The sequence below is a fragment of the Vagococcus acidifermentans genome, from assembly GCF_003987655.1.
Classification (GTDB): domain Bacteria; phylum Bacillota; class Bacilli; order Lactobacillales; family Vagococcaceae; genus Vagococcus_B; species Vagococcus_B acidifermentans.
This window is the reverse complement of record NZ_NGKC01000017.1, coordinates 17,610-43,092: the sequence shown is the minus strand read 5'-3', so window position 1 is coordinate 43,092 and position 25,483 is coordinate 17,610. Positions and strand designations below refer to the sequence as shown.

27 protein-coding genes, 1 pseudogene and 1 other annotated feature are annotated in these 25,483 nt (G+C 45.8%); of the genes and pseudogenes, 12 read left to right on the top strand and 16 right to left on the bottom strand.

The window, feature by feature from the left end; all coding sequences use genetic code 11:
• Positions 1 to 557 precede the first annotated feature (557 nt).
• Together CBF27_RS14205 and CBF27_RS14545 are read left to right on the top strand one after the other, a co-directional pair.
• Positions 558 to 731, top strand: a complete 174-nt coding sequence (locus CBF27_RS14205) for a hypothetical protein (protein WP_170175113.1) — start codon at positions 558 to 560, stop codon at positions 729 to 731.
• Positions 732 to 899: 168 nt separating this feature from the next.
• A pseudogene (locus CBF27_RS14545) lies at positions 900 to 1,062 on the top strand (transposase); the annotation flags it as partial.
• 89 nt (positions 1,063 to 1,151) lie between these two features.
• On the opposite strand, the gene sufB reads toward CBF27_RS14545, so the two are convergent.
• The 14 genes from sufB to CBF27_RS12235 form a co-directional block, all read right to left on the bottom strand.
• Entirely contained in the window at positions 1,152 to 2,546 is a 1,395-nt protein-coding gene (gene sufB / locus CBF27_RS12300; protein WP_126814745.1) for a Fe-S cluster assembly protein SufB, read from the bottom strand.
• Between the two features lie 14 nt (positions 2,547 to 2,560).
• On the bottom strand, positions 2,561 to 3,031 hold the full coding sequence (gene sufU / locus CBF27_RS12295; protein WP_126814743.1) for a Fe-S cluster assembly sulfur transfer protein SufU: 471 nt from the start codon (positions 3,029 to 3,031) through the stop codon (positions 2,561 to 2,563).
• Positions 3,018 to 4,253, bottom strand: coding sequence for a cysteine desulfurase (locus tag CBF27_RS12290; protein ID WP_126814763.1), 1,236 nt, complete (start codon positions 4,251 to 4,253; stop codon positions 3,018 to 3,020). Before CBF27_RS12290 ends, sufU begins: the two co-directional genes overlap by 14 nt.
• 1 nt (position 4,254) lies before the next feature.
• The gene (sufD, locus tag CBF27_RS12285) at positions 4,255 to 5,544 is read right to left on the bottom strand and encodes a Fe-S cluster assembly protein SufD (RefSeq protein ID WP_126814741.1); all 1,290 of its coding nucleotides are present in this window, start codon (positions 5,542 to 5,544) and stop codon (positions 4,255 to 4,257) included.
• Positions 5,545 to 5,563: 19 nt separating this feature from the next.
• A complete protein-coding gene (sufC, locus tag CBF27_RS12280; protein ID WP_126814739.1) occupies positions 5,564 to 6,331 on the bottom strand; it encodes a Fe-S cluster assembly ATPase SufC in 768 nt (255 codons plus the stop codon).
• A gap of 290 nt (positions 6,332 to 6,621) precedes the next feature.
• The gene (locus CBF27_RS12275) at positions 6,622 to 6,999 is read right to left on the bottom strand and encodes a DUF956 family protein (protein ID WP_126814738.1); all 378 of its coding nucleotides are present in this window, start codon (positions 6,997 to 6,999) and stop codon (positions 6,622 to 6,624) included.
• Between the two features lie 152 nt (positions 7,000 to 7,151).
• On the bottom strand, positions 7,152 to 8,066 hold the full coding sequence (locus tag CBF27_RS12270; RefSeq protein WP_126814736.1) for a PTS system mannose/fructose/sorbose family transporter subunit IID: 915 nt from the start codon (positions 8,064 to 8,066) through the stop codon (positions 7,152 to 7,154).
• Positions 8,067 to 8,087: 21 nt separating this feature from the next.
• Entirely contained in the window at positions 8,088 to 8,888 is an 801-nt protein-coding gene (locus CBF27_RS12265; protein WP_126814734.1) for a PTS mannose/fructose/sorbose transporter subunit IIC, read from the bottom strand.
• 33 nt (positions 8,889 to 8,921) lie between these two features.
• The gene (locus tag CBF27_RS12260; protein WP_126814732.1) at positions 8,922 to 9,911 is read right to left on the bottom strand and encodes a mannose/fructose/sorbose PTS transporter subunit IIB; all 990 of its coding nucleotides are present in this window, start codon (positions 9,909 to 9,911) and stop codon (positions 8,922 to 8,924) included.
• 161 nt (positions 9,912 to 10,072) lie between these two features.
• A complete protein-coding gene (locus tag CBF27_RS12255) occupies positions 10,073 to 10,564 on the bottom strand; it encodes a PTS sugar transporter subunit IIB (RefSeq protein WP_170175112.1) in 492 nt (163 codons plus the stop codon).
• A 243-nt stretch (positions 10,565 to 10,807) separates the two neighbouring features.
• Positions 10,808 to 13,660: a sigma-54-dependent transcriptional regulator gene (locus tag CBF27_RS12250; protein ID WP_126814730.1), complete on the bottom strand. Its 2,853-nt coding sequence runs from the start codon at positions 13,658 to 13,660 to the stop codon at positions 10,808 to 10,810.
• Between the two features lie 178 nt (positions 13,661 to 13,838).
• On the bottom strand, positions 13,839 to 14,348 hold the full coding sequence (locus CBF27_RS12245) for a GtrA family protein (protein WP_126814728.1): 510 nt from the start codon (positions 14,346 to 14,348) through the stop codon (positions 13,839 to 13,841).
• A gap of 21 nt (positions 14,349 to 14,369) precedes the next feature.
• A complete protein-coding gene (locus tag CBF27_RS12240; RefSeq protein ID WP_126814726.1) occupies positions 14,370 to 15,323 on the bottom strand; it encodes a permease prefix domain 1-containing protein in 954 nt (317 codons plus the stop codon).
• A 4-nt stretch (positions 15,324 to 15,327) separates the two neighbouring features.
• A complete protein-coding gene (locus CBF27_RS12235; protein ID WP_126814724.1) occupies positions 15,328 to 15,651 on the bottom strand; it encodes a PadR family transcriptional regulator in 324 nt (107 codons plus the stop codon).
• Between the two features lie 195 nt (positions 15,652 to 15,846).
• Positions 15,847 to 16,087, top strand: a binding site (T-box leader).
• A 49-nt stretch (positions 16,088 to 16,136) separates the two neighbouring features.
• On the opposite strand from CBF27_RS12235, the gene hisZ reads away from it, so the two are divergent.
• The 10 genes from hisZ to CBF27_RS12185 all read left to right on the top strand — a co-directional run bounded on the left by hisZ (position 16,137) and on the right by CBF27_RS12185 (position 23,908).
• Positions 16,137 to 17,327 carry an ATP phosphoribosyltransferase regulatory subunit gene (gene hisZ / locus CBF27_RS12230; protein ID WP_126814722.1) on the top strand — a complete coding sequence of 397 codons (1,191 nt, stop codon included), beginning with the start codon at positions 16,137 to 16,139 and terminating at the stop codon, positions 17,325 to 17,327.
• The gene (hisG, locus tag CBF27_RS12225; protein WP_126814721.1) at positions 17,324 to 17,968 is read left to right on the top strand and encodes an ATP phosphoribosyltransferase; all 645 of its coding nucleotides are present in this window, start codon (positions 17,324 to 17,326) and stop codon (positions 17,966 to 17,968) included. Before hisZ ends, hisG begins: the two co-directional genes overlap by 4 nt.
• Positions 17,965 to 19,260: a histidinol dehydrogenase gene (hisD, locus tag CBF27_RS12220; protein ID WP_126814719.1), complete on the top strand. Its 1,296-nt coding sequence runs from the start codon at positions 17,965 to 17,967 to the stop codon at positions 19,258 to 19,260. The genes hisG and hisD overlap by 4 nt, the downstream gene beginning before the upstream one ends.
• Positions 19,257 to 19,841, top strand: a complete 585-nt coding sequence (hisB, locus tag CBF27_RS12215; RefSeq protein ID WP_126814717.1) for an imidazoleglycerol-phosphate dehydratase HisB — start codon at positions 19,257 to 19,259, stop codon at positions 19,839 to 19,841. The genes hisD and hisB overlap by 4 nt, the downstream gene beginning before the upstream one ends.
• A gap of 1 nt (position 19,842) precedes the next feature.
• The gene (gene hisH / locus CBF27_RS12210) at positions 19,843 to 20,451 is read left to right on the top strand and encodes an imidazole glycerol phosphate synthase subunit HisH (protein ID WP_126814716.1); all 609 of its coding nucleotides are present in this window, start codon (positions 19,843 to 19,845) and stop codon (positions 20,449 to 20,451) included.
• Positions 20,448 to 21,170 (top strand): 1-(5-phosphoribosyl)-5-[(5-phosphoribosylamino)methylideneamino]imidazole-4-carboxamide isomerase, encoded by a 723-nt coding sequence (hisA, locus tag CBF27_RS12205; protein ID WP_126814714.1) that lies wholly within the window; start codon positions 20,448 to 20,450, stop codon positions 21,168 to 21,170. Before hisH ends, hisA begins: the two co-directional genes overlap by 4 nt.
• The gene (gene hisF / locus CBF27_RS12200) at positions 21,160 to 21,915 is read left to right on the top strand and encodes an imidazole glycerol phosphate synthase subunit HisF (protein ID WP_126814712.1); all 756 of its coding nucleotides are present in this window, start codon (positions 21,160 to 21,162) and stop codon (positions 21,913 to 21,915) included. Before hisA ends, hisF begins: the two co-directional genes overlap by 11 nt.
• A 5-nt stretch (positions 21,916 to 21,920) precedes the next feature.
• Positions 21,921 to 22,250 carry a phosphoribosyl-AMP cyclohydrolase gene (hisI, locus tag CBF27_RS12195; RefSeq protein ID WP_211334666.1) on the top strand — a complete coding sequence of 110 codons (330 nt, stop codon included), beginning with the start codon at positions 21,921 to 21,923 and terminating at the stop codon, positions 22,248 to 22,250.
• Positions 22,243 to 22,557, top strand: a complete 315-nt coding sequence (gene hisE, locus CBF27_RS12190; protein ID WP_126814708.1) for a phosphoribosyl-ATP diphosphatase — start codon at positions 22,243 to 22,245, stop codon at positions 22,555 to 22,557. The genes hisI and hisE overlap by 8 nt, the downstream gene beginning before the upstream one ends.
• 451 nt (positions 22,558 to 23,008) lie before the next feature.
• A complete protein-coding gene (locus CBF27_RS12185; RefSeq protein WP_126814706.1) occupies positions 23,009 to 23,908 on the top strand; it encodes an Rgg family transcriptional regulator in 900 nt (299 codons plus the stop codon).
• A 23-nt stretch (positions 23,909 to 23,931) separates the two neighbouring features.
• Here CBF27_RS12185 and CBF27_RS12180 read toward each other — a convergent pair whose 3' ends face one another.
• Together CBF27_RS12180 and hisC are read right to left on the bottom strand one after the other, a co-directional pair.
• Entirely contained in the window at positions 23,932 to 24,126 is a 195-nt protein-coding gene (locus CBF27_RS12180; RefSeq protein WP_126814704.1) for a hypothetical protein, read from the bottom strand.
• A 251-nt stretch (positions 24,127 to 24,377) separates the two neighbouring features.
• The gene (gene hisC, locus CBF27_RS12175) at positions 24,378 to 25,436 is read right to left on the bottom strand and encodes a histidinol-phosphate transaminase (protein WP_126814702.1); all 1,059 of its coding nucleotides are present in this window, start codon (positions 25,434 to 25,436) and stop codon (positions 24,378 to 24,380) included.
• Positions 25,437 to 25,483 lie beyond the last annotated feature (47 nt).

Below are 25,483 nucleotides of genomic sequence, written 5' to 3'. Positions count from 1 at the left end.
GAAACTGTTTTGAACCTTTTTGTTTTATTTTGAAAAATAGTCGTCAACACATAAAATTTATTAGCATATTACAGTCTGTTTATCGATGTAGATAACCAGATTTTTTTATTTTTCATACTGCTCTTGGTTTGCGACAAGTATGTACGTTTGTATAATCGGCGTAAGATGGCGATTGTTGTAAACACGTACGAACTAAAAAATAAAACGACAATTTGACAGGCTGATAGATGTTTATCAAACCGGTAAGATACATTAGTTATACTTTCTTGCCCAATTAACCAATAAATAGGTGTTATGTAAATGAAACACCAAGAGCCACAAACCGAAGCCAGCATCATCTTCCCAAAATCCCAAGGTCCTCTCTGGCACACGTCTAAAAACTTGCCTCTGAAACGTTTATAACTTGCGCCTGGTTGCGTTCCTTCACCAGCTTACCTCACCATATGATTACTGTGTATAATCAGCACTAACAATTTTTAATTTCGAACTTATAGACTCGTTTCATGTTTCTTAATTCATGATCTTGTAAAATCATTGTCAACGGAGGTGAGAAACTCATGAAAAAGGAACAATGGTACAATGTTAGAACTCGTGAGGGGAAATTTATCAGGTTATATCCTGTTGAGCACAATCAATTTAAAGTATTTGGAGACATTGAGCTACAAGCTTCGATCGATCCAGAAACTAAAGAAGTTAAATTTTTTGCAGTTGATAAAAAAAGAAAAAAATAGTTTATGAATAATAATGTTACCATAGAATTAGGATAGTCCAAAACGAGACTAGCTTTTGGATTGCTAATAGTTGAAGCTTTTTATCAATTATTCAGAGAGAAAAGAAAACAGAGTCAAAAGCCGGTAACTCAGCCTGTAGCAAGGCATTGGTATGGCAACCCCTTTTTCAAATACGAGAGTGGTATTCACCTAGCCTTCACCACACCGTATTCCAATGGTCGGTTAAAAAACGTGTATTAAGACCTTAAAACGAATCGCTTATGGCTTTAGAAGCTTTACCAATATGCCCACACGCATCTTTTTGCTGAGTGGGTTGATTCAAATAAAATAAAAAACACCGGAGAAGGGAAACCATTCCTTACTCCGATGTTCATAGGTGATACTATCAGTCCGATTTGACGAAGTGCCTATATAAAATGTCTAGCCTACACTGCCTTCCATCTCATAACTTATCAACCGATTCAACTCAACCGCATATTCCATCGGCAACTCTTTCGTAAATGGTTCAACAAAGCCCATGACGATCATTTCAGTTGCTTCTTGTTCTGACAGGCCGCGGCTCATCAGGTAGTACAGCTGTTCTTCTGAAATTTTTGATACTTTGGCTTCATGTTCCAGAGCCACTTGGCTGTTGTGAAACTCGTTGAACGGGATGGTGTCGCTCTTGGACAGTTCATCCATGATGATTGTATCGCATTCGATGTGCGAGATGGAGCCTTGGCTCTTCTTGCCGAATGTGACTTGTCCGCGGTAGTTGACTTCTCCGCCATCTTTCGAAATAGATTTTGAGACGATGGAGCTGGACGTATTCGGCGCATTATGAATCATTTTCGCCCCTGTGTCCTGAATTTGGCCGGCACCGGCAAATGCAACTGACAACATCGTACCGCGAGCGCCTTTGCCGTCAAGATAAACACTTGGGTACTTCATGGTCGTCTTAGCACCGAGGTTGCCGTCAATCCACTCAACGGTTGCACCTTCGTACGCTTTTGCCCGTTTAGTTACAAGGTTGTAGACGTTGTCCGACCAGTTCTGAATGGTCGTGTAGCGGGTATACGCATCTTTATGGGTAAATATTTCCACGATTGCGGCGTGCAAGCTGTTGCTTGAATAGGTTGGTGCGGTACAGCCTTCGACATAGTGCACGCTTGCCCCTTCGTCCACGATGATCAGTGTCCGCTCGAACTGCCCGGTGTTTTCCGCATTGATCCGGAAATAGGTCTGCAGCGGCACGTCCACTTTGACCCCTTTCGGCACGTAGATGAATGTGCCTCCTGACCAAACGGCGCAGTTCAGTGCAGCCAGTTTATTGTCAGTCGGCGGCACGATTTTGGAAAAATATTTTTTAAATAAATCAGGGTACTCTTTCAATGCCGAATCGGTGTCTGTAAAGACAATACCCAGTTTTTGGAATTCTTCTTTCATGTTGTGGTAGACCACTTCTGATTCATATTGGGCGGAGGCTCCGGCCAAATATTTTCTTTCTGCTTCCGGAATACCGATTCGTTCAAAGGTTTCTTTGATTTTATCCGGCACATCTTCCCAGTCTCTTACAGGGCGGTCGCTTGCCCGCTGAAAATAGTTCAGTTTTTCAAAATCAATGTCTGATAAGTCAGGTCCCCATTTTTGCATGGGCATTTTATTGAAGATTTCCAACGATTTCAGGCGGAATTCAAGCATCCACTCTGGTTCTTCTTTGGCTTCTGAAATTTCACGGACGATGTCTTCGCTCAACCCTTCTCCAGTAGTGAACACAGGTTTTACATCATCGTGAAATCCGTATTTATATTCTTCTAATGCAGGTACATCGCTCATTCCTGTCACACTCCTTAATCTTCCGTATGCAACTGTCCCTCGACAGTTGTACGCTCTTGCTGCAAGATACCTCGCTCCAGCGCTTTCCACGCCAGTGTCGCACATTTAATCCGGGTCGGAAATTTCGCGACGCCAGACAACAGCTGGGCATCTTTCAAGTCATCCTTATTTGCCACGTCATGTCCTTGTACAAGCTCTAAGAATGAGCCGATAATCTCAATTGCTTCTTTTTCCGTTTTGCCGATGACAGCATCCGTCATCATACTGGCGCTGGCCATGCTGATGGAACAGCCGCTGCCGTCAAAACGGATATCTTTAATCACACCATCTTCGATAACCAGCTGCAACTGGATCACATCACCGCAAGTCGGGTTGTTCAGCTCAATTTGGCTTGTCGCTTCATCCAGCACACCTTTGCGGTGCGGATGATTCGTATGATCCAGTATCACTTGCCGGTAGAGATTGTCCAGTTTAGATAAGGCCATCTTTAAAGAACTCCTTTGTTGCGATAATCGCTTCTACGAGTCGATCTGCATCTTCTTTGGTATTGTAAAAGTAAAAGCTTGCTCTGGCAGTGGACTGCACATCCAAATAAGAGAGCAGCGGCTGGGCACAGTGATGTCCCGCACGAACGGCAATCCCTTGCATGTCCATGGCTGTCGCGACGTCATGCGGATGCAGTCCTTCAATGTTAAAGGCAATTACACCTGTATGCTGCTCTGGATTGGACGGACCGAAAATTCTAAGTCCTTCGATTTGTTGCAACTTCGGCAACACATAACGGACCAGTTCCGCTTCATGCTCGTGAATGGCGTCCATTCCGATTTCGCTCAAATAATCCACTGCGGCACCAAGAGCTATCCCGCCGGCAATATTTGGTGTCCCTGCTTCAAATTTCCATGGCAGTTCCGTCCATGTGCTTTCCTGCTCATAGACGAAGTCGATCATTTCCCCGCCAAACTCAATCGGCGCCATTTTTTCCAGTATATCGCGTTTGCCGTACAGCACACCAATGCCTGTCGGTCCGCACATTTTATGGCCGCTGAACGCATAAAAATCTGCATCCAGTGCTTGTACATCAACCGCCATATGCGGTACGGACTGGGCACCGTCTGCTACCAGCACGGCCCCTTTCGCATGCGCCAACTCTGCCAGTTCTTTAATCGGGTTGATGACACCCAGCACATTCGAAGCGTGGGCAACCGACACGATTTTTGTCCGTTCAGTGATTTTACGTTTGGCATCTGCCATATCTAAAAATCCTTCAGGAGTCAAATCAATATACGTCAGCACAGCTTTTTTGCGTTTGGCCAGCTCTTGCCACGGTACGACGTTGGAATGGTGCTCCATGCGTGAAATGACGATTTCGTCGCCCTCTTGGACATTGGCATCGCCGTAACTGGCAGCTACCCAGTTCAGCCCCGTAGTAGTGCCGCGAGTAAACAAGACTTCTGCCGTTTCTTTTGCATTGATGAACTGTCTGACTTTTTCACGGGCTGCCTCATAACCGGCAGTCGCCCGTTCCGCCAGCGTGTGGACGCCGCGGTGAACGTTTGCGTTGTCATGTTCATAATAATGCTTCAGCACTTCCAGCACTTGAACAGGCTTTTGTGCTGTTGCCGCATTGTCCAGATAAACAAGCGGCTCATCGTTTACTTCTTGGAACAGAATAGGAAAATCCTTTCTGAATTGTTCACTGTTAATCATCTTAATCAGCCAACTTTCTTTCAATCACATCAATGAACTCTTTCTGTACCGATTTTAATGGGATGGCTGTAATGACAGAGCCTAAGAATCCGCGGATGACGAGACGCTCCGCTTCACTTTGCGGCAAGCCGCGGCTCATTAAATAATAGAGCTCTTCCGGATCAACACGGCCGGCACTTGCAGCGTGCCCCGCCGTCACTTCGAATTCGTCAATCAGGAGAATCGGGTTGGCATCCCCGCGTGCTTTATCCGAGAGCATCAGAACACGGCTCTCCTGCTGCGCATCTGCCCCTTTGGCTCCTTTTAAAATATGGCCGATACCGTTGAAGGTCAGCGTTCCCCGCTCACGGATGACCCCGTGCTGAAGAATGTGGCCGACGGAGTGAGGCGCTTTATTTGTCACCCGTGTGTCGATGCCTTGAGTTTGGCGTCCGGCACTGATGGCAACGACCTTCACTTCGGCGTGCGACCCGTCACCGACAAGATCAGAATCAAGGTCAGCAATCAAGTCGCCGTCATTCATGATACCAAGCGCCCAGTCGATGCTGGCGTCTTTCATGATGTAGCCGCGGCGGTTTAAATACGTTGTCACCTGCTCACCCATTAAATCAATGGCTGCGAATTTGACTTTTGCACCCGGTTTGGCAATCACTTCAACGACAATGTTGGCGCTATGCTTTTCAGCTGCTTCGCCAACACTCTGGAATCGTTCCAGATAGGTTAATTCACTGTTTTCATCCGCCACTATCAGCACATGTTTGACATAAGCGGCATCATCAGCTGCCTGATGATAGAAAATAGATTCAACAGCTTCCTTGACTGTGACATTTTTAGGCACGTAGAGAAAAACCCCGCCGTTTAAAAACGCAGTATGGAAAGCAGTCAGCTTATCTTCATCCATCGGCACTGCTTTCGTCATAAAATATTCTTTCACCAAATCGCCGTGTTCCCTCAGGGCTGTGAACAAGTCGGTGAAAATAACGCCCTGTTCCGCCAGAGAAGCCGGCATCTGCTCCATGTATGTGGTTGTGCGCCCCTGAACGATGACAGGATTGTCAGGCGACTCAGAAAAGTCCGACAGTACATCGCAGACTGTTTCCTCCTGATTGATGTCCCCGACAGTCGTCAGCGGCCAGCGGTGGATTTTCACCCGCTCGATTTTTGGAAGTTCCAGTTCTTCCGCTTTTTTCAATGCGTCCAGACGCATGTCCAGCATCCATTTCGGTTCACCTTGACTGGCTGAAAATAATGTGATGTCGTCAAGATAATCTTTCAGCTCAACGTTTTTCATTTATCTTGTCTCCTTTACATTATTCTTCATCAAACTCGATACCCAGTTCTTCGCTTAACCCTTTGTAGCCCTCTGCTTCCAGACGTTTTGCCAAATCAGCATCGCCGGTCATCACAATTTTCCCGTCCATCATGATATGAACAACATCTGGCGTGATGTAGTTCAGCAGGCGCTGGTAGTGCGTAATAATCAGGGCGCCGAAATCATCGCCGCGCATCTGATTGACACCTTTTGAAACGACTTGCAGCGCGTCAATATCCAGACCTGAGTCGATTTCATCCAACACGGCAAATGTCGGTTCAAGCATCAACAACTGCAAAATTTCGTTCCGCTTTTTCTCACCGCCGGAGAATCCTTCGTTCAAATAGCGTTCAGCCATTTCTTCCGGCATATCCAAAAGCGCCATCTTTTCGTCAAGTTTTTTCAAAAAGTCCATCACTGATATTTTATTGTCGTCATCGCGTTTGGAGTTGATTGCCGCACGCATGAATTCGGCATTGCTGATGCCCGGAATTTCACTAGGGTACTGCACTGCTAGGAAGAGACCGGCGCGTGCGCGTTCATCTACTTCCATCTCAAGTACGTCTTCCCCATCCAGATAAATCTCACCCTCAGTGACTGTGTAGTTCGGATTCCCCATGATTGCCGCTGACAAGGTCGACTTACCTGTTCCGTTTGGTCCCATAATGGCGTGAATTTCACCCGTTTTCATGGTCAAATTAACGCCCTTTAAAATTTCTTTGTCTTCAATAGACACGTGTAAGTTTTTTATTTCTAAAACGGACATTCTTTTCCCTCCACTGCATTTGTTTAATAAAATGTTACCTCTTTCATTCTAGCCTAATTGAGAATTAATTTCCACCAGTTTCAACCGAAAAAGTCAATATTTAGTATTTTTCAAAGGAATCAGTGAAAGCCAGATTAGAATTTCTATAATTACCAAACGGGTAACCGTTTTAGTGTAAAAAAAATGCGGAATAAAAACAATACATTTCCGTCACTTGTGCGCATTGAAAAAAGCCCGTTAAACTAAACGTTCCAACGGACTTTCAGCTGATTTGGCGAGTTGCTGTATTATCAGGACTTCTTTTTAAACTTCGAGCGAATGCCCCGTTTAATGACATCAAAAAAACTTAACGACTGAACCATGCGGTCCGGGTCGATATAATTCCGAACTGCTCTCAACACTTCTTTAGGTTTTTTTGAAGAAAAACTAAACGTGCCGTTTTTCTTCGTTTGAATGGCATAACGCGGAATCCATTTTCCTTTGAACATGACGGAGGCAATCACATAATCCACTTCTTCCCAAGGTATCTGAATGAACTTCCGGGGATCTTGACCGTGATAAAACTCAAACCCTTTGTCCCCGATCATAATCTGCCCATAATCTGTCAGTCCGGAAAATGACGTTGCATCAATCACCAAATCGATTTTTGTGTTTAACGATTGAACCATGCGGGCAACTCCATTTCACTTAATGATATATATTCAATTATACGTTGCTTTCACGGCATACGCCATTAAAAAGGTTATGTTTTTACTATTTTAAAAAAAAAGAGCCGGAGCATGAACAGATGCGTTATGCCCCAAGCTCTTTTTTCAATCAATTACAGTAAGCCGATCACGTGTCCGACAACACCGACCACGAACAAACCTAAAATGATAACGATTGGCGATACTTTTTTCTTAAGCAGCCACATACACAGGAATGTCAGTAATAACGCAGATAACCCAGGAATCAGCGCATCCAAGTTATCTTGCAGCGTGGTGACTTTCACCGGCGACATTGCAAGACCTGAATTGACTTGTTCAAATGCTTGACGGATACCTTCGACCCCGCTAGGCAACTTGTCCCATTCGATGTAAGCTCCCTCGGCCAGCTGGACTTTTGAAACGATCGGCTGCCAGTTGATGGATACCCACCGCTGAACAAGTGCCGCCAGCACGAACATCCCGAGAATCGATGCACCTTTTGTCACATCTTGCAGCAGACCGCCGGACAAGTCGTCAGTGATTTTAGAACCGGCGCTGTAGCCGAATTCTTGCGTATACCACATGAAGCCCCAGCGGATCACATTCCACAAAACAAAGAATAAGATCGGGCCAAGTATGTTGCCTGACAACGCAAGGGAAGCACCTAGTGCACCCAGCATTGGACGGACAGTAAACCAGAACACCGGGTCACCGACACCGGCCAAAGGTCCCATCATACCGACTTTTACCCCTTGAATTGCAACATCATCAACTGGTGCGCCATTGGCACGCTCTTCTTCAAGAGCAAGTGTCACACCAAGAATCGGTGATGCAATGTATGGGTGAGTATTAAAAAATTCAAGGTGCCGTTTCAGTGCTGCGATACGGTCCTCTTTTGATTTGTATAATTTCTTGATAGCAGGGATCATTGCAAATGCCCAGCCGCCATTTTGCATCCGCTCATAGTTCCATGACCCTTGAATAAATGTCGAACGCCATGCTACTGATAAACGGTCTCTTTTAGTTAATGAAATTTTTTCTTCTGCCATTTTTATTCTCCCCTTTCCAGATTAATAGTCATTCAGAATATCGCCAAGTGGATCACCCGTGCTGCTTCCGCCGCCGTTTGAAGTACCACCCATCTTAGAAAGGTTTAAGTAGATAAGTGCCATAGCAACACCTAATGCACCTAAACCAATTAGCGTAATTTGTGTCAAAGCTGCTACAACAAAACCAATGACAAAGAATGGCCAAACTTCTTTAGTTGCCATCATGTTGATAACCATTGCATAACCAACCGCAACAACCATACCACCGCCGATTGCCATACCATCAGTCAACCACGCAGGCATAGCTTCCAGCGCTGAACGGACAACGTCTGCCGGAATAAACAGCAGCGCTGCAGCCGGGATAGCAATCCGCACACCTTGCATACAAATCGCAATCACGTGCCACATTTCAACTTTACGAATGTCGCCGCGCTCAGCAGCAGCATCCATCAAGTGAACGATAGGAACCGCCAAAGTCCGCACAACCATTGTCAGAACCAGACCGGCAACAGCCAATGGAATCGCAATTGCAATAGCAGTATCGACACCTTTGACACCTTGACCACCTAAAACCAAAATAATTGCTGATGCAACTGATGCCAGTGCTGCGTCTGGTGCTACTGCCGCGCCGATATTTGCCCAGCCGAGTGCAATCATTTGAAGCGAACCGCCCAGGATAATTCCGGCTTCTAAATTACCTGTAACTAAACCAATTAATGTACATGCTACTAGTGGCTGATGAAATTGAAACTCATCAAGAATCCCTTCCATACCGGCAAGAAAGGCCACGACCACTACTAAAATCATTGAAATAACAGACATGATGTACCTCCTATTTAAACGTATTTTTTTCTCTTAAGCTTTTGCCAGCTCATCTTTAGCTTTTTTCAGGATGTCATTCATATTGTCCCGTGAATCATTTGGCACCTTGCGGACATCAAACGTGATACCTTTGCTGGCAAGTTTTTCAAATGCCGCCACATCGTCATCGCCCATCGAAAGCACCTTGCTGACGACGACTTTGCCGACAGAGTGAGCCATGGAGCCGACGTTCAATTCTTTGATGTCAACGCCGCCTTCAACAGCCGTCAAGACATCCTGCGGGTTTTCAAATAGCAGCAAGGCTTTTGTATTACCGAATCGAGGGTCTTTGGCCACTTCGATCATCTTGCTGATTGGCACCACATTGGCCTTAACTCCTGGAGGAGCTGCCTGCTCAATAAGTTTTTTCCGTAAATCATCCTTGGCAACTGCATCGGAAACGACAATGATGCGGTTAGGATTGACAGACTTGGTCCATGCTGTTGCCACCTGTCCGTGCAACAGACGGGAATCGACACGTGCCAAAACATATTCAATCTTGCCATCGCCCACAACTGTACCTGGCGGAATAGCACCCACCGGTTGAGCGGCTTCAGCAGTTTCCGCCGGCGCCTCTTCAGGTTCAAGGTCTTCAGGTTTGATTTTCACGCCTTCTTTACCCGTCTCAATGATGTGAGCCGCAATTTCATGGGCTGAAGTCATTGAAAAACGCGATGCATATGATTCAATCAGCATCGGCAGGTTCAGACCACTGACGATTGCCCATTTGTCCTTATGCTGTTCGAATAATGTGTTAGCCTGATTGAAAGGCGTACCGCCCCACAAATCGACCAGGAATAATACTTCTTCTTGGTCGCTGAATGAAGCAATCGCTTCTTCCATCTTAGCTCTCAAGTCATCCGGACCTTCACTTGGCATCAATGTGACCGCACGAACGTCTTCTTGTTCACCAAAAATCATCGTGCCGGATTGCAAGATGCCTTCAGCGAATTCTCCATGACTCGCCAAAATAATCCCTACCATATTTGGATACCTCCTATATAATGTTTGTTCTTTTACCGACTGATTCCAAAAAATATGGCAATAGCAACTCAAATAAAATAAGAATCAGTTAATAAAACCAAAAAACTGACAACCCCACTCCTTTCAATATCCTGCGTCACCCTTTTCAAAACAGTTGCAAATCAGCGCGCCTTTTTCTTCAAGAGCTCCATCAAATTGACTTGTGAGTCTGCCACCACTTTGCGGATTTCCAGAGCAATGCCCTGAGAATCCAAATAATTAAATGCGTCGATATCATCCGAATCCACGGCAACAGCATTGGTAATCATCTTTTTACCTGAAGAAAAACTCATGCCGCCGATATTCACTGAGTCCAGCACGACACCGTGTTTCACTACTGTGACGACATCTTGCGGTCTGGTAAACAACAGCATTGCCCTGAACGAGTCATCAAAACGGTCGTCAAAGTAAATCTCAATCATCTTAGCAACAGTGATGACGTTGACTTTGACTTCCGGGGGAGATGCCTGTATCAGCATCGCTTTACGCATCGCATCATAAGCGACATCATCGCTGACAACCAGGATCCGGTTGACCTTCATGGCTTTCGTCCAAACAGTGGCAACTTGTCCATGGATTAACCGATCGTCAATCCTTACCAGTCGAATATCCAATCACATACCTCCTCCTTTTTCAGCTGAGGTCACGATACAGACTGACTGCATCGTTAGCCGCTTTAAAAGCTGTTCCATACTTTTTCACAAATGATTCAGTGATTCTTCACATTCGTTATTATTAATGCAAGTATTGTGCCAACTTAGTGTATTGATTGTGATAAAGCGATGATATCAACATTTAAAAGTGCTGTTAAGCACAAAAAAGATACACTGATAAGTGTATCTTTTTTGTGTATTGATTTACAGATCATCTGTATTGTCCGTCTTGATTTTTTGCGCATTTTGCGCAATTTGAACTAAAAAGTAGAGCTCTGACTGGGGAACAGATACTTTAAAGGTGCTTTCCAGCGCTGCCACCGCCCGCATCACCGCATCATACGCCGCATCTTTTTGCAGGCTGTCAATCTGGTCTTTCTCAACGGTCAGCGGTTCCCGATGAATCAGGCGCTCCAGCATCCCTGCCAAATGCATGATTAAATTGAGGTAAAATGTATATTCAACCGGACGGCTTAAACTGCCGCTGACGCGCTCAGCAAACTGCCATAATGGTTCAATTACCTTGTCCGGGTTGATAAACACGAAGCTCTGTCTCATATAATCAATGCAGGCATTTCTCGCTTGCTCCTCATCAACATTTACATCCTGAATCACCGGTGTTGCCGGTTCCACCAGCTGGGCAACTATTTGCGCAGAATTTTCGGAGAAAAAGTTTTCCATCGGAATAAACGGCACATCCAAATCCGGATCTGCGATGCCGGTCGCTGCGACAACTTGATACTTGTGTCTGATAGAAGAAATGTCCTGACGGATATTTAAAATTGAAGACGGCAAGACTACCAGATCATTATTCTCATATGGTGCCAAGTAACGTTCAATCAATTCTTTCATGCGCTGCGCTGTTCCTTCACCCGATGCGCAAATGGCGATAATCGCCCGCTGCTTGATGGGCGGAAACATATGCGAGGTATCCTGCTGGCTGACTTGCCCGAGACGTGCATAGCCGTGGAAATCTTTCAGAGTGTCATACACATCGGTCAGTTTCGTTTCCAGCATGGAGGTTTTTCGCGCTGCTTCGAGCACAATCGGTGTGGTCACCATATCGACTGTCTTGACCATGATGCCTGTCCGTTCAATAATTTCATCCGTGAATGTACTCAGCGAACCCATATCGACGAGCAGCAGCACCCCATTGCCTTGATTGACAGTTCTCACCGCTTTGATGATTTCCTCCAGCGCCGCCTTGGGCTTCATTTCCAGAGGCATGTCAACAGCTTGCAAGTTGTCCACGTTCATCAACTGCGAAACGACTTGAACCATGCTGGTTGCGGTGCTTTTCCCGTGAGCCGCCACGACGATACCGATACGCCCGATGTCATTGTTTTTCTTCAACGATACAAGCAGCACCGTCAAGTAATAGGTTTCGAATTCCGGAATCATCATTTGATAGCGCCCTTCAATCAGCTGTTTGATTTCCTTAGCTACTTGAAACTCCTCCCGGTAATCCAGCACCATGTTGCGGATATTTTCATTCAATTGTGTGTCCCGCTTACTCCCGATTTGAATCCTCTTCATAAATGAACTGATATGGAGGCTCATGGCATAAATAAAGTTGGACTGAAATTCATAGTTTAGGCGTTCTTTGACCAGTTCATAAATCTCCCGCGTCATGTCGATAATCCATTCATCGACAATTTCCGCCAATTTGTCATTGGTGTCGAACGTGAACCCGTGGTTGCGGTAAAAAGATTTCAAATGGACATTGATGTCAGTCGTGATAAAATCGTTGATCACTTCCTGATCGACCCCGTCAGATTTCAACAAGGCTGCTTTATCGCCGATAATATCATACAAATTATAAGGCAGTTCGTAAGAATCCGCCTGAATAAATGAAACAGGTTCATTAGGGACAATTACTGTCTGCGGTTCCAGATACTTGGCGATCTCGGCAGAGGCACTGCGGTTGCTGGCCAGTTTCAACAGCCCTTCTTTAATGCTGTCAGACAGCTCATCCGGTGTAATCACCAGCTCATCTTTGTCCATATGATTCAGAAAACCTTGGGCCATGACCAGCTGTACACTGGATTTCAGCTGCCCTACATTGCCGTACGTGACACTGCCTATCAACGCTTTTATCACATCTTCAGACAGGACAATCCGCTTCTGGATGCGGCCGGCTTCGATAGCCGCCATGATTTTGACAAGGTCGATTTTCTCTTGCGCCGGACGGTCATTGAAATTAGGCAATTGAATCACTATCGGGATTCTGCGGACAAATGTATTCAGCAATGACGAAGACGGGTCTTCCGTCGTGGCGCAAACGATACGAACTTCTGCATGATTTTCCTTGGTCGTTTCACCGAGCCGGGAATACGTCCCGTGATCCATGAAATAAAAAATCATCTCCTGCCCTTCCGGCGGCAGACGATGCACCTCGTCAAGAAACAGGACACCTCCGTCAGCTTCTTGGATAATCCCGTATTTCGATTGTTTAGCGCCGGTGAACGCCCCCTCGACATAACCAAAGAGGTGCGACATCAACAGCTCGGGATTGTGGGCATAGTCCGCACAGTTAAACACAACCAGTTCTTTTTTGTTGTCAATGACCTGTTTTGCCTTGGCAAACTGAAACATGGCATGGGCAAAGTATGTCTTGCCTGAGCCGGTCGGTCCGATAATCAGACAGTTCAAGCCTTTCGGCGGATATAAAATAGCTGCTTTCGCTTGCTCCACCGGTGTTTTCATACTGCCTTTCGACCCGACCATCTGGTTAAAAATATTTTCTGTTTCGTCGACAAGGAACGAACTTGCAGCCGGTTCAACGCGTGAATTTTCACGATAGCTGCTGACATGACTTGTTAGAGGCTGACGCCGCAGCGCGGATTTCACGACATATCTGACAGGACGGCCGTCAATCTTTGCCAACAGCTCATCACGGACCAGCTGATTCAAATCTTTGCTCGCATTTGTCCGCTGAATACCCAGCCGCGTGGAGACATCAACTGTCGTAACACCATCCTCTTCGGCAAGGGTATCAGGCGTCAGGTGTTTCGTTTGTTCCTTAACATAAAGGTAGATTTTGTCGATTCTCTTCATTAGTCCCCGTTCCTTTTATCTTTTAGTGTATTTATGTGTATCATACACTGCTTGAAAAAAAAAGACAAACATCTGCCACCGGAAAAAATTAAAAAATCTGTCAGGAAGCAAGGTAATTTTTTAGCAGCAGACGCAAGAAAAAAAGAAGACCGCCAATCGGCAGACTTCTTGATTTTTTTCAGGAAACTGATTTTTTCTTTTTGAATACCCCGAATTTTGAGACGACGTAATTAATGACAATTGCCAACACCTGCAGCAGCAAAACAAATACAAACTGATTCAGCAGTTCAGGGCTGCCGATATATTTAGCCGTCAAACTGTTTGAAAACAAGGCGCCTTGATAGTCGATCCGGTTAAATCGGAACAATCGGATAAAAAAATCAGCATACCGTTCAATCGCGATGTATGTAACACCCAAATCCAGCGCAAACACAAAGAGTCTGCCTGTGGTAAACGCCAGCAGTTGAATCAGCAAGGCGCGGATGCTCCATTTGCGGTCCTGAAACACAAACATCTTATTAGTAAAAAAGGCAAAAAGAATAGCGGACACTTGCCCTGCCACTGCCGCTATCATGGAGCTGCCTGTCATATCGTTGACAGTGAAGCGTACAACGAAGTAGACAACTGTCGTCAAAACACCAAATATAAGGTAGAGTATCGTTTCCCGGTAAAAAGCTTTTTTCTTCATGTATCGTCCATGTCTCCTCTGTTAGTCATCATCGGTCTCCCAGAACGAACTTATTATACCAACAATGGCAAACAATATCCATGCTTTTCCCCAAGCTCCAAACAGAATTCCTGCCAGCAAGTAGACCGCTGTCGTTGCTGTCCAAACGACACTTGCGATTTTTTTGGTCCATGACCGCCGCTGCAGTTCCTCTTTTGTCGGTTGCCTGTTCTTGCCTTTTTCCAAAAGAGTCGTATAGGCACCTTGGACATTGCCGGCATAGACGATTAAAAATACACCAATCGACGCAATCAATAGCATGACGCTGATTGCATAAAGGGTCATTTGGTCATTGTCCGGCGCCAAAGCTTCCGCCACGAAAATCGCCACCATAGAAATGATACAAATCATCACACCAGCTGTGATACTGACCACATAAGAGCGGTAGTATGTTTCCTTCTGGCGATCGATTTCTTTGCGGGTAGTACCTGTCAGCACAAAGGATTTTTCCATGTATTCAAAAGGTTTCAAGCGAAAACCGCTGACGATGAACAGACCGACACCAACTGCCGCCAGCAGAAAAAGCGGCACCAGTCCGATTAGTTCCAACTGTTCGTTGCCGTTTGCCCACCCCTGCACAGCTAGGAGGGACGCCACGCCCAGCATACAAAACAGCACCCCGCAAGCAATATTGAACCCCGTTTTGCGTCTGACTGCCACATAATTCGATGCCTCAGCCATATCCACTACCGGCAGCAGCTCTACATCCTCTTCAAACTGTCCTCCTTCGCTGTCCATCTCATCGATAATTTCATCCAAATTGCCAAACTCGGAGATGACCGTGCCGACAGCTTCATTTTCACTTTTCCCTGCTGCTTTCAATTCATTGTATTTATCTTCCATGTTCAACAGAATATCCTGTTTCAACTGCTGCAGCTCAGCTGTTTCCGGTAAATTAATGAACATCGTTTCCACATAATTAATAATCGTCTCCATAAGGTCAGCCTCCTAAAAATTTATCAACAACTACCTTCGTCACTTGCCACTCTTCCTGTTTTTCAATGAAATGAGCCAAACCTGCAGCGGTAAGTTTGTAATACGTCCGCGGTTTGCCATGCGTCTTATCACCCGGATAGGATGTGATGAAGCCGTTTTTTTCCAATCTGGCAAAAGCAGAATAGAGGGTGGTCTCTTTGATGACGTAACGCTCTTCTGAAATATCGCGGATTCGTTTGGAAATCTCATACCCGTATGAATCGCCGTCCAAAAGGACCGACAAAATCAACAAGTCGTTATAACCCCGCATTATGTCACTGCTAATCATAGCATCACACCTTTACTTCGTCTGACGTACTTTATCTGTCGTAGTAAAATCAGTATACTCTTTTTACTACGACTAATCAAGTAATTTTTTCCGGAATCATTATTAAAAAAAAGGACCGATTCTCCCAGATGTTGTTTGACTTAGCACTGCTTATATGTTATGATTTCTGCAATTAAATCATTATGAGAATTTGATTAAAAGACAAAGAGAAGAACAAGTAGTAAACAGTCCACGCTTCAGAGAGTCCTTGGCCGGTGAAAAAGGACAGCCGAACTTTTTGCGAACACATCTTTGAGTCGTTTTTCTGAAATTTGCTAGTAGGAAAAAACGGTGCGCCCGTTATTGCGTTTAGTTCTTCCGGACTAACTGAGGTTTCTATTGTAAAATAGAAACAAAATGAGGTGGCACCGCGTGAGTATGTATTCCCGTCCTCTTGACAATAATTGTCAAGGGGACTTTTTTTTATTTGAAAGGAGTTTGATTTCATGGTATGGAAAAAAAGCCTGCCGGCCGGTACAAAAGACAAATTGTTCCGAGAAGCTGAGGGCACATATGACATGGAAAAACAAATATGCCAGGTGTTTGCCGACAGAGGGTTCCACCGTATTGAGACCCCTGTCATGGAATTTGAAGACGTGTTTAACCAGCAAGCAAAACAAACCCTGTCATTGTACCGCCTGTTTGATGCTAAAGGACGATTGATTGTCCTCCGTCCCGATATGACTTCGCCGGTGGCACGGGTGATTTCTTCCGCCAACATCAGCCTGCCGCTTCAGCTGTATTACAGCGGGAAAATTTTTCGTGCCAACGAAGACTTGTCCGGCAGCCGCAACGAGTGGACACAAATCGGCGTGGAAGTTGTCGGCTACGCCTCGCACAAAGCTGAGATTAACTGTCTGTTGTGCGCAGAAGAAGTGTTGCGCAAGCTGCAGATAAAAGACTTTCATATCGAACTCAGCCATGCTGCCATTTATCACACGTTGATGAAAATCAGCGGTTTTGAGCACACACAGCAGCAATACTTGACCAATCTGCTGATTCAGAAGAATCTGACTGAGCTGCGCCGGTTCGTGGCAGCGCACCCCAGTGATTTGGATGCTTTCATTTTAATGCTGCCGCGGCTGATCGGCGACCCGGTCGATACTATTCGACGGGCCAAACAGGTCACGTCCCATCCGGTCATCCACGAGGCTTTCGATGAGGTGCTTCAGATTTATCAGACATTGATGGCGACCCAGCCGGAGTTGTCGGTTTCAGTGGATTTATGCACCGTGCCGACGTTGAGCTACTATTCAGGCGTGATGTTTGCCGGCTATGCCGATTCCGCGCCCGATGCTGTTTTCAACGGCGGCCGTTATGATTCCCTGCTGAATTATTTTGGTTTTCCCGAAACACCGGCCGTGGGACTCGCGTTTAATTTAGATGCACTGATTGCCTTACAGTATAAATTAAACTTGTTTCCAAAACTGCAAGCGCCTGCCATTCTAATACACTTTGATACCGCTCAGACCGGCAAAGCACGGCAGCTGCAAACAACCGAAAAAAATGCACGTTTGAGTCTGTTTGATGAACTGCCGGACAGTATTGCTTTTGCCAAACAATGGCACTACGACAAAGTGATTGTCCTGACAGAAAGCGGCCGGCAAGATATCTGTTTGAAGGAGGATGGGGAATGAAACCGCTGATGATCGCATTAACCAAAGGCAGAATAGAAAAGGAAGCTGTCAAGCTGCTGAGCGCCGCCGGCATCGACTGTCAAGTCCTTGCCGACAAACGGCGGCAGCTGGTGTTCACGGAAAAAAAGAGCCCTTATCACTTCTTGCTTGCCAAAGCCCCGGATGTCACGACTTACGTCAAACACGGCATTGCCGACATCGGCATCGTCGGCAAAGACACCTTGCTTGAAGACCTGTACGGCTATTATGAAATGTTGGATTTGGAAATCGGCAAATGTCGTTTCTCTCTAGCGTCTGTTGCTGATTTTGACCCGGACGATTATAAACGGAAAACAATTGCCACGAAATACCCGACAGTGACCGAAGATTTCTTTCAAAAAAAAGGCGAGGATATCAACATCATTAAAATCGAAGGTTCAGTGGAGATTGCTCCACTGGTCAATTTGGCAGATGCCATTGTCGACATTGTTGAAACAGGGTCAACCTTGAAAGAAAACGGCCTGAAAGTCTTTGAAGACATTTGCCCGATATCCACACGGCTGATTGTGAATAAAGCCGCGCTGAAGCGCAGACGCAAAGAAATTTTCAGACTTATCGACCAGTTAGAAGAGGAAATTATTGAAAGGAGACAACGTATATGAAGCGTTTCGAGGGAAATAGAGAAAGCATACTGAACGAACTGCGCACTCAGCGGCAAACGCAGCAAACCGATAACCAGCAAATCGAACAGCAGGTGCGCGATATCATTCAGCAAGTCAGAACTGCCGGTGATAGTGCCTTGAAGGAACTGACACTTGCGTTTGATGCTGTACAGTTGGAGACTCTAAAAGTGCCGGATGCCGCACTGAAAAAAGCAATCACAGATTTGGATGATTCCCTACTTTCTGCGTTAAAACAGGCAAAAGAAAATATTTTGTCATTCCACCAGAAACAATTACCGAACGGGTTTATTGACACAAGCCGGAAAGGGGTTGTGCGCGGGCAGCTGGTAACCCCTCTGGATGCTGTCGGCGTCTATGTGCCTGGCGGAACTGCCGCCTACCCTTCTTCGGTACTGATGAATGTCCTTCCGGCAAAACTGGCAGGTGTGGGCCGCATCGTCATGGTCACACCTCCCGGTAAAAACGGCATCCCTGCCGCTATTTTGGCCGCTGCCAAGCTGGCAGGCGTGGATGATGTGTATCAAATCGGCGGAGCGCAGGCAATCGCTGCACTGGCGTATGGTACTGAGACCATCCCGAAAGTTGATAAAATCGTCGGCCCGGGGAATATTTATGTGGCGACTGCTAAAAAACAAGTTTACGGTGTCACTGCTATCGACATGATTGCCGGCCCGTCAGAGATTGCTGTACTGGCAGATGACAGTGCCAATCCGGCATTTGTTGCTGCCGACCTGCTATCACAGGCAGAACATGATGTCATGGCCAGAGCCATGCTGATTACCAACAACGCTGAGCTGGCTGATGAGGTGGCGACAGAGCTGGATAAACAAGTGGCATCGCTGCCGCGGAAAACAATCGCCCGGCAGGCACTCGCTGATTTCGGTGCAATTATTCTCGCAGACAACGAAGAAGACATGTTCGCCATCGCCAACGCCATTGCGCCGGAACATTTGGAAATTCAGATGACCGAGCCGATGATGCGCCTGAACCAAATTCGGCATGCCGGCTCCATCTTTCTGGGAGACTACACATCAGAGCCGGTAGGCGATTATTTATCAGGAGGAAACCATGTGCTCCCGACCGACGGGACAGCACGTTTTTATTCCCCTCTCAACACGACAGACTTTATCAAATACTCGCAGTTTACCTATTACAGCCAGAACGCTCTCACCGATGACTGTGAAAACATCGCCCTAATCGCCAGAGCGGAAGGGCTGGAAGCACACGCCCGAGCAGTTGAAATCAGATGCCAAAAGGAGGAAACAGAATGAGAAACAGCTCAATCAAACGAAAAACTACCGAAACAACTATCGACCTGACACTTAATCTGGATGCGCAAGACCCTGTTGAAATCCGCACAGGAGTCGGCTTCTTCGACCATATGCTGACTCTCTTCGCCAGACACGCACGGCTGTCTCTAGTGGTGCAAGTCGACGGTGATTTAGAAATAGACGCGCATCACACGGTGGAAGATGTGGGCATCGTGCTGGGACAAGCGCTGCTGGAAGCACTCGGCGACAAAGCCGGCATCAACCGCTACGGCACGAGTTTTGTGCCGATGGATGAAGCGCTGGGGTGTTGTTCGCTGGATTTGAGCGGGCGGTCGTTTCTGGTCTTTGACGAATCATTTGCGACACCGATTTTAGGCAACTTTGAGACTGAACTGACGGAAGAATTCTTTCGGGCGCTGGCTTTTAACGCCCGCATGACCTTGCATTTGAAAGTTCTGTACGGCAGCAACACACACCATAAAATCGAATCATTGTTCAAGGCGACCGGCCGGGCACTGCGAGAAGCTGTCACCATCAATCCGGAAATCAAAGGGATTAACTCCACAAAGGGGCTGCTGTAGCATGATTGTCATCATCGACTATGACACCGGCAATATCCGCAGTATTCAGGCCGCTTTGTCAGCTGTCGGTCTGCCTAGCCAGCTGTCGGATGACCCGGAACTGATCGAACAAGCAGACGGACTGATACTGCCGGGAGTCGGCGCTTACCCGGCGGCCATGCAAAAACTGGTCGACAAGAAATTGTGCCCAGTCATTAAACGCGCTGCCGCCGACGGGAAACCCATCCTCGGGATTTGTCTTGGAATGCAGCTGCTGTTGGAAGGCAGTCTGGAACATCAAATGACCGACGGCTTGGGCCTGATTCCCGGCATCTGCCGGCCTCTACCTGAACACAGGGACTTCCCGGTACCGCATATGGGGTGGAATCAGCTGACGGTCAGAACAGAGCATCCGCTGACTAAGAGGATTGCCGGACAGTGGACGTACTTCGTCCATTCATTTTATGCTGACTGCCCCGCCGACATGGTGCTGGCCACAGCTGACTATGCAGTCGCTGTCCCGGCCATCATCGCCCGGGACAACATTTTCGGTATTCAATTTCATCCGGAAAAAAGTGCCGGGACAGGATTGAACATTTTGCAAAACTTTAAGGAGGCTATCTATTCATGAATATTTTACCGGCTATTGATATCAAAGACGGACAATGTGTACGGCTTTATCAGGGGGATTTTACCAAACAGACCGTCGTCAATCCAGACCCTTTGAAACAGGCGGCCGTTTTCCAGCAGGCCGGCATGACACATCTCCATATCATTGATTTGGACGGCGCCCTGACGGGTGAAGCAGTCAACGCCGATTTAATCAAACAGATTAAACGACAGACCAGCTCCTTTATCCAAGTCGGCGGCGGCATTCGGACAATGACGCAAATTGACGACTACCTGTCGGCCGGAATTGACCGGGTGATTATCGGCTCAGCCGCCCTCTCCCGTCCTGAGCTGGTCAAAGAAGCAGTCGCCAAATATGGCAAGCAGATTGCTGTCGGCATTGATGCAAAAAATGGACAAGTCGCTGTTGATGGCTGGCTGAACGTCAGTGAAACAGATTTTCTGACATTGGCTCTGGCAATGCAAAAAGCCGGTGTCAGTACGTTGATTTACACTGACATCGCCAAAGACGGCACCCTCACCGGTCCGACTCTCCCCCACTACCAGCAGCTCTTGGATGAGTTGAACATCGCTGTCATCGCTTCCGGCGGTGTCCGCAATAAAGCAGACTTGACGGCACTGGCGAAGCTGGGGCTGTCAGGTGCAATCGTCGGCAAAGCCTACTACAGCGGTCAAATCACCTTGGAAGAAATGAAGGAGGTGTCAGCGGATGCTGGCTAAACGGATTATCCCCTGTCTGGATGTGACAGACGGTAAAGTGGTCAAAGGCGTTAATTTTGTTAATCTGAAAACAATCGGCTCGCCTGTTGAAATTGCCAAAGCCTATAATGACGCAGGAGCAGATGAACTGGTTTTTCTTGATATCACAGCAACGAGCAGCAATCGGCAAACAATGGTCGATGTCGTCAAGGAAACGGCCGAACAGGTATTCATCCCCTTTACGGTCGGCGGCGGCATCCGGAGCGTCGCTGACATGCAGACACTCCTGATGGCCGGCGCTGACAAAGTGTCAATAAACTCCTCTGCCATTGCCGAGCCCGAGCTGATCCGCCAAGGAGCCGAAAAATTCGGCAGCCAGTGTATTGTTGTGGCAATTGATGCTAAAAAACACGGCGATTCTTGGCACGTCTACACCCACGGCGGCAGAAAAGACACTGGGCTTGATGTGCTCACATGGGCAAAACAGGCGGTTAAGCTGGGAGCCGGTGAAATCTTGTTGACAAGCATGGACGCCGATGGCACAAAGGCCGGCTATGACTTGCCGTTAACTGCGGCAGTCAGTGAAGCAGTTGCCGTGCCCGTCATTGCCTCAGGCGGTTGCGGCGAAGCGTCACATGTCTTGGATGTTTTCCAAAAAACGCGTGCGACCGGTGCGCTGGCTGCGAGTGTCTTTCACTACGGCGATATTCTAATCGGCGACCTCAAACAGTATTTACATGAGCAAGGAGTGACAGTCAGACTATGAACACACTGCACCCTGATTTTTCAAAAGGACTGGTGCCGGCCATCATCGTTGAAGAAAAGACAAACGACGTATTGATGCTGGCATACATGAATGAAGAGAGCTACCAAAAAACACTAGAGACGGGCCAGACGTGGTTTTACTCCCGCTCGCGCAGTCAGCTCTGGCATAAAGGAGAAACGAGCGGACACACGCAAACCGTCAAACGTATCACCTTAGACTGCGACTTGGATACGTTGCTGATTACTGTAGAACAAACTGGGCCAGCTTGCCACACTGGCGCCCACAGCTGTTTCTTCAATACACTTTTGGCGAAAGGAGAACAGATGAATGATTGAGTCACTGTATGAAAAAATCCGTCAACGCAAAATAACCCCTCAATCAGGTTCATACACGAACTACCTGTTTGATGAAGGGTTGGATAAAATTTTGAAAAAAGTCGGCGAAGAAGCCACAGAAGTCGTGATTGCCGCAAAAAATGATGATGAGGAAGAGTTAATCAGCGAAATGGCTGATTTGACGTACCATTGTCTGGTACTTTTGGCGGAAAAAGATATCTCTCTGGAAAAACTGCAGGCAGAACTGGAAAAGCGCGAAGGCAAAATCAGCCGGACAGACGGGCGGCGCGACATCAATCTACTTTAACATTTGGTATTTGCCTTTCTGCTTAACAAATAAAATTTCTAAAAAAGGCTTTTATTGATTGACACGTTTTGATAGTTAAATTGTGAACACCTCATGTTTGAAGAACTGAATACATGAGGTGTTCATGGTCTAATCAAGCCTAAATAGCAAGATAACCGGCACTAGTTTAATCTCCAGTCGACTTTATTCCTTATCAAGAGGTAGGCTTTCGAATGATGACATTTAGCATGACACTAATCGTAACCAAAATATCCGCTGCCATCACAGTAGGTAAATTCAGCATATAATTATTTCATCTGACACGCTTCCCTGTTTGAAAAATGATAACCATTTTAACTGCTTAGTCTTTTTTGGTTGTCTAGCTTAATTTTTACAATCCGTCGCTTCACACTAAAACAAAACTATTTATGCTATACTTGTGTTATTTATCACAACAGGAGTGAGTTTTTTTATGAAAGAGAAGAACTTTGGGCCATTATTTGCCGATTTTCGAAAAAGAAAAGGATATACAGCGAAAGATACAGCTAAAAATATTATCTCCGTTCAATTTTTACGTTTGTTTGAAAAAGGTGATAGTGATATCAACCTGACAAATTTTTACGATTTATTGGATCGAATCAATGTGACTTTCGAAGAATTTATGTTTGAATATGAAGAAAACAGCGTAGATAAAGACATCAGCCAGGCCGAACAAATCTTAGACGCTTTTATGAATGAACGAAATTCCATTAAATTTAAAAAATTTGCTGCTTCTTTAAACGAGTCCTATCAAAAAAAGGGCAATATACGAGATTACCACTTCTATTTGGTCACTGAGGCTATTTATGACAATATTTTTCTTACTGACACCCAGACGAATATTGAAGAGTTAGAAAAGTACTTATTTGATTGTGAGACATGGGGGAAATATGAGGCCTTCATTGCTGCAAATATTTATTTTCATTTTAGCAGCGATAGTTTGGTGGTTTTTGCAGAACGGGCATTGCCAACTCAATTAACAAGCGATTCTACAGCTATTTATTCTATTGATTTTTATCTCCACGCTTGTCTCAGCTTGATTAGCAGAAATGAGCTCGCATCAGCTGAGTATTTGCTGAAAAAGTTTAACGACAGATTTGCTGCTATTGGTAAGCCTCAATACCTGATTTTAACTATTTTCGAATTATTTCTCCAAGGCTTGCTTAAAATTCAAAAAGGAGACCCTTCCGGAAAAGAGACTTGCGAAGACATCATCGAGTTTTTCGAGTCAACCTTAAAGCAGACTGATTACGCCAATGCTCTTCACCATCTTTTCAATCTAATCTACGGAAAGAGTCCTTTAGGTAAAAATAGAAGGAATAGGATGAAATAACTCCAGTCCTATTCCTTCTATTTTTACTTCATTTTACGACTTTCCTTGGCAATCATTCCCCAAAAGGCAAACCCGCCCGCCAAGCATCCCGCGCACATTAAAGCCAATATAAGTGCATAAGATTCCAAATCCTTTACTAGCGCCGCCATAATACCAAATCCTATTCCTGCCAAAAAAAGCCCATTTCTCACTTTTCCTGAATGCTTTAAATCATTCACACAAAAAACTCCTTCCATTATTACGTTGTTCCTCTTTTATCATAGCTGAAAAAGAAAACCTTGAATCAAAACAGCTATTATCCTTTCAGTTTCCCTTTCATGAGTTTTGATTATTTAAATTTTTCATTAAAAAGTGAAAGTAAATATTCATTTTCACAACATTTGAAACGAACACATCATTTTTACACCTTCTCATTAATAGAAAAAACACATTGCATCTGACTGTCTACCAGAAGCAATGCGTTTTTAGATTATAAAATGTCTTGCAGATAAGTTTGGATAACCTGAATCACTGTAGCCATCTCACTCTCTGTCCCGATACTAATGCGCAAATAATTTTCAAGAACTGCCGGCGACTTGAAATAGCGGACAAAAATATGCCGGGATTCAAGATAACGGAATAAATCAGCTGCATCCGCCTGAGGGTGAGTCGTCAATACAAAGTTAGTTTTTGACGGCAATGTTTGAAACCCGAGTTTTGCCAATTCCTCTGAAAAACGGTCTCTTGTTTGACAAATCAAGGCGTTCTTCTCTTGATAATAGCTCTGGTCCTCGACCGCAGCAGTCCCCACTACTTCCGCCAGCTTGTCAACTGAATAAGGATTAAAGGAGGATTTGACAGCTTCCAGCACATTGATCAGCTTTGCATTCCCCATCGCGTAACCTAAACGGATTCCTGCCAACGAACGTGACTTCGAAAAAGTATGAGTGACAACCAGATTATGGTACTCAGCTATCAAATCAACGACTGATTCATCGCCATAATCACAGTACGCTTCGTCAATCACGACTACCACATCAGGATTTTCCGCAAGAATCCGTCTGATGTCGTTTTTTGAGAGTTCAATACCGGTCGGCGCATTAGGATTTGCAATGATGATACCACCGTTTTCCTTGAAATAATCCGTCGGAACAATCTCAAATGTATCTGACTGCAGCGGGATTTCCTGATAGGGTACATGAAATAAATCAGCCCACACTTTATAAAAACCATACGTCATGCCTGGAAAAAGGACAGGTTTGCGGCTATTAAAAAAAGCCAAAAAACAGAATGCCAGAATCTCATCCGACCCGTTGCCGATAATCAACTGGTCCGTTTGAAGCCCGTACGTTTCCGCCAGTGCTTCCTTTAATTCGTGATTTGTCAGTGACGGATAACGCATAAGCTGCCGGTAATCCGCTTTTTCAAGCGCCTCTAACACTTTTGGCGACGGCGGATAGGCATTCTCGTTTGTGTTTAACTTTATCATATCCTCAAAATCAGGCTGAGCGCCTGGAATATAAGGGGTTATTTTTCTGATACCATCCATTCCCTCACTCCTCTCTCATTGAATTTTAATTATAGTCCAATCCAGCG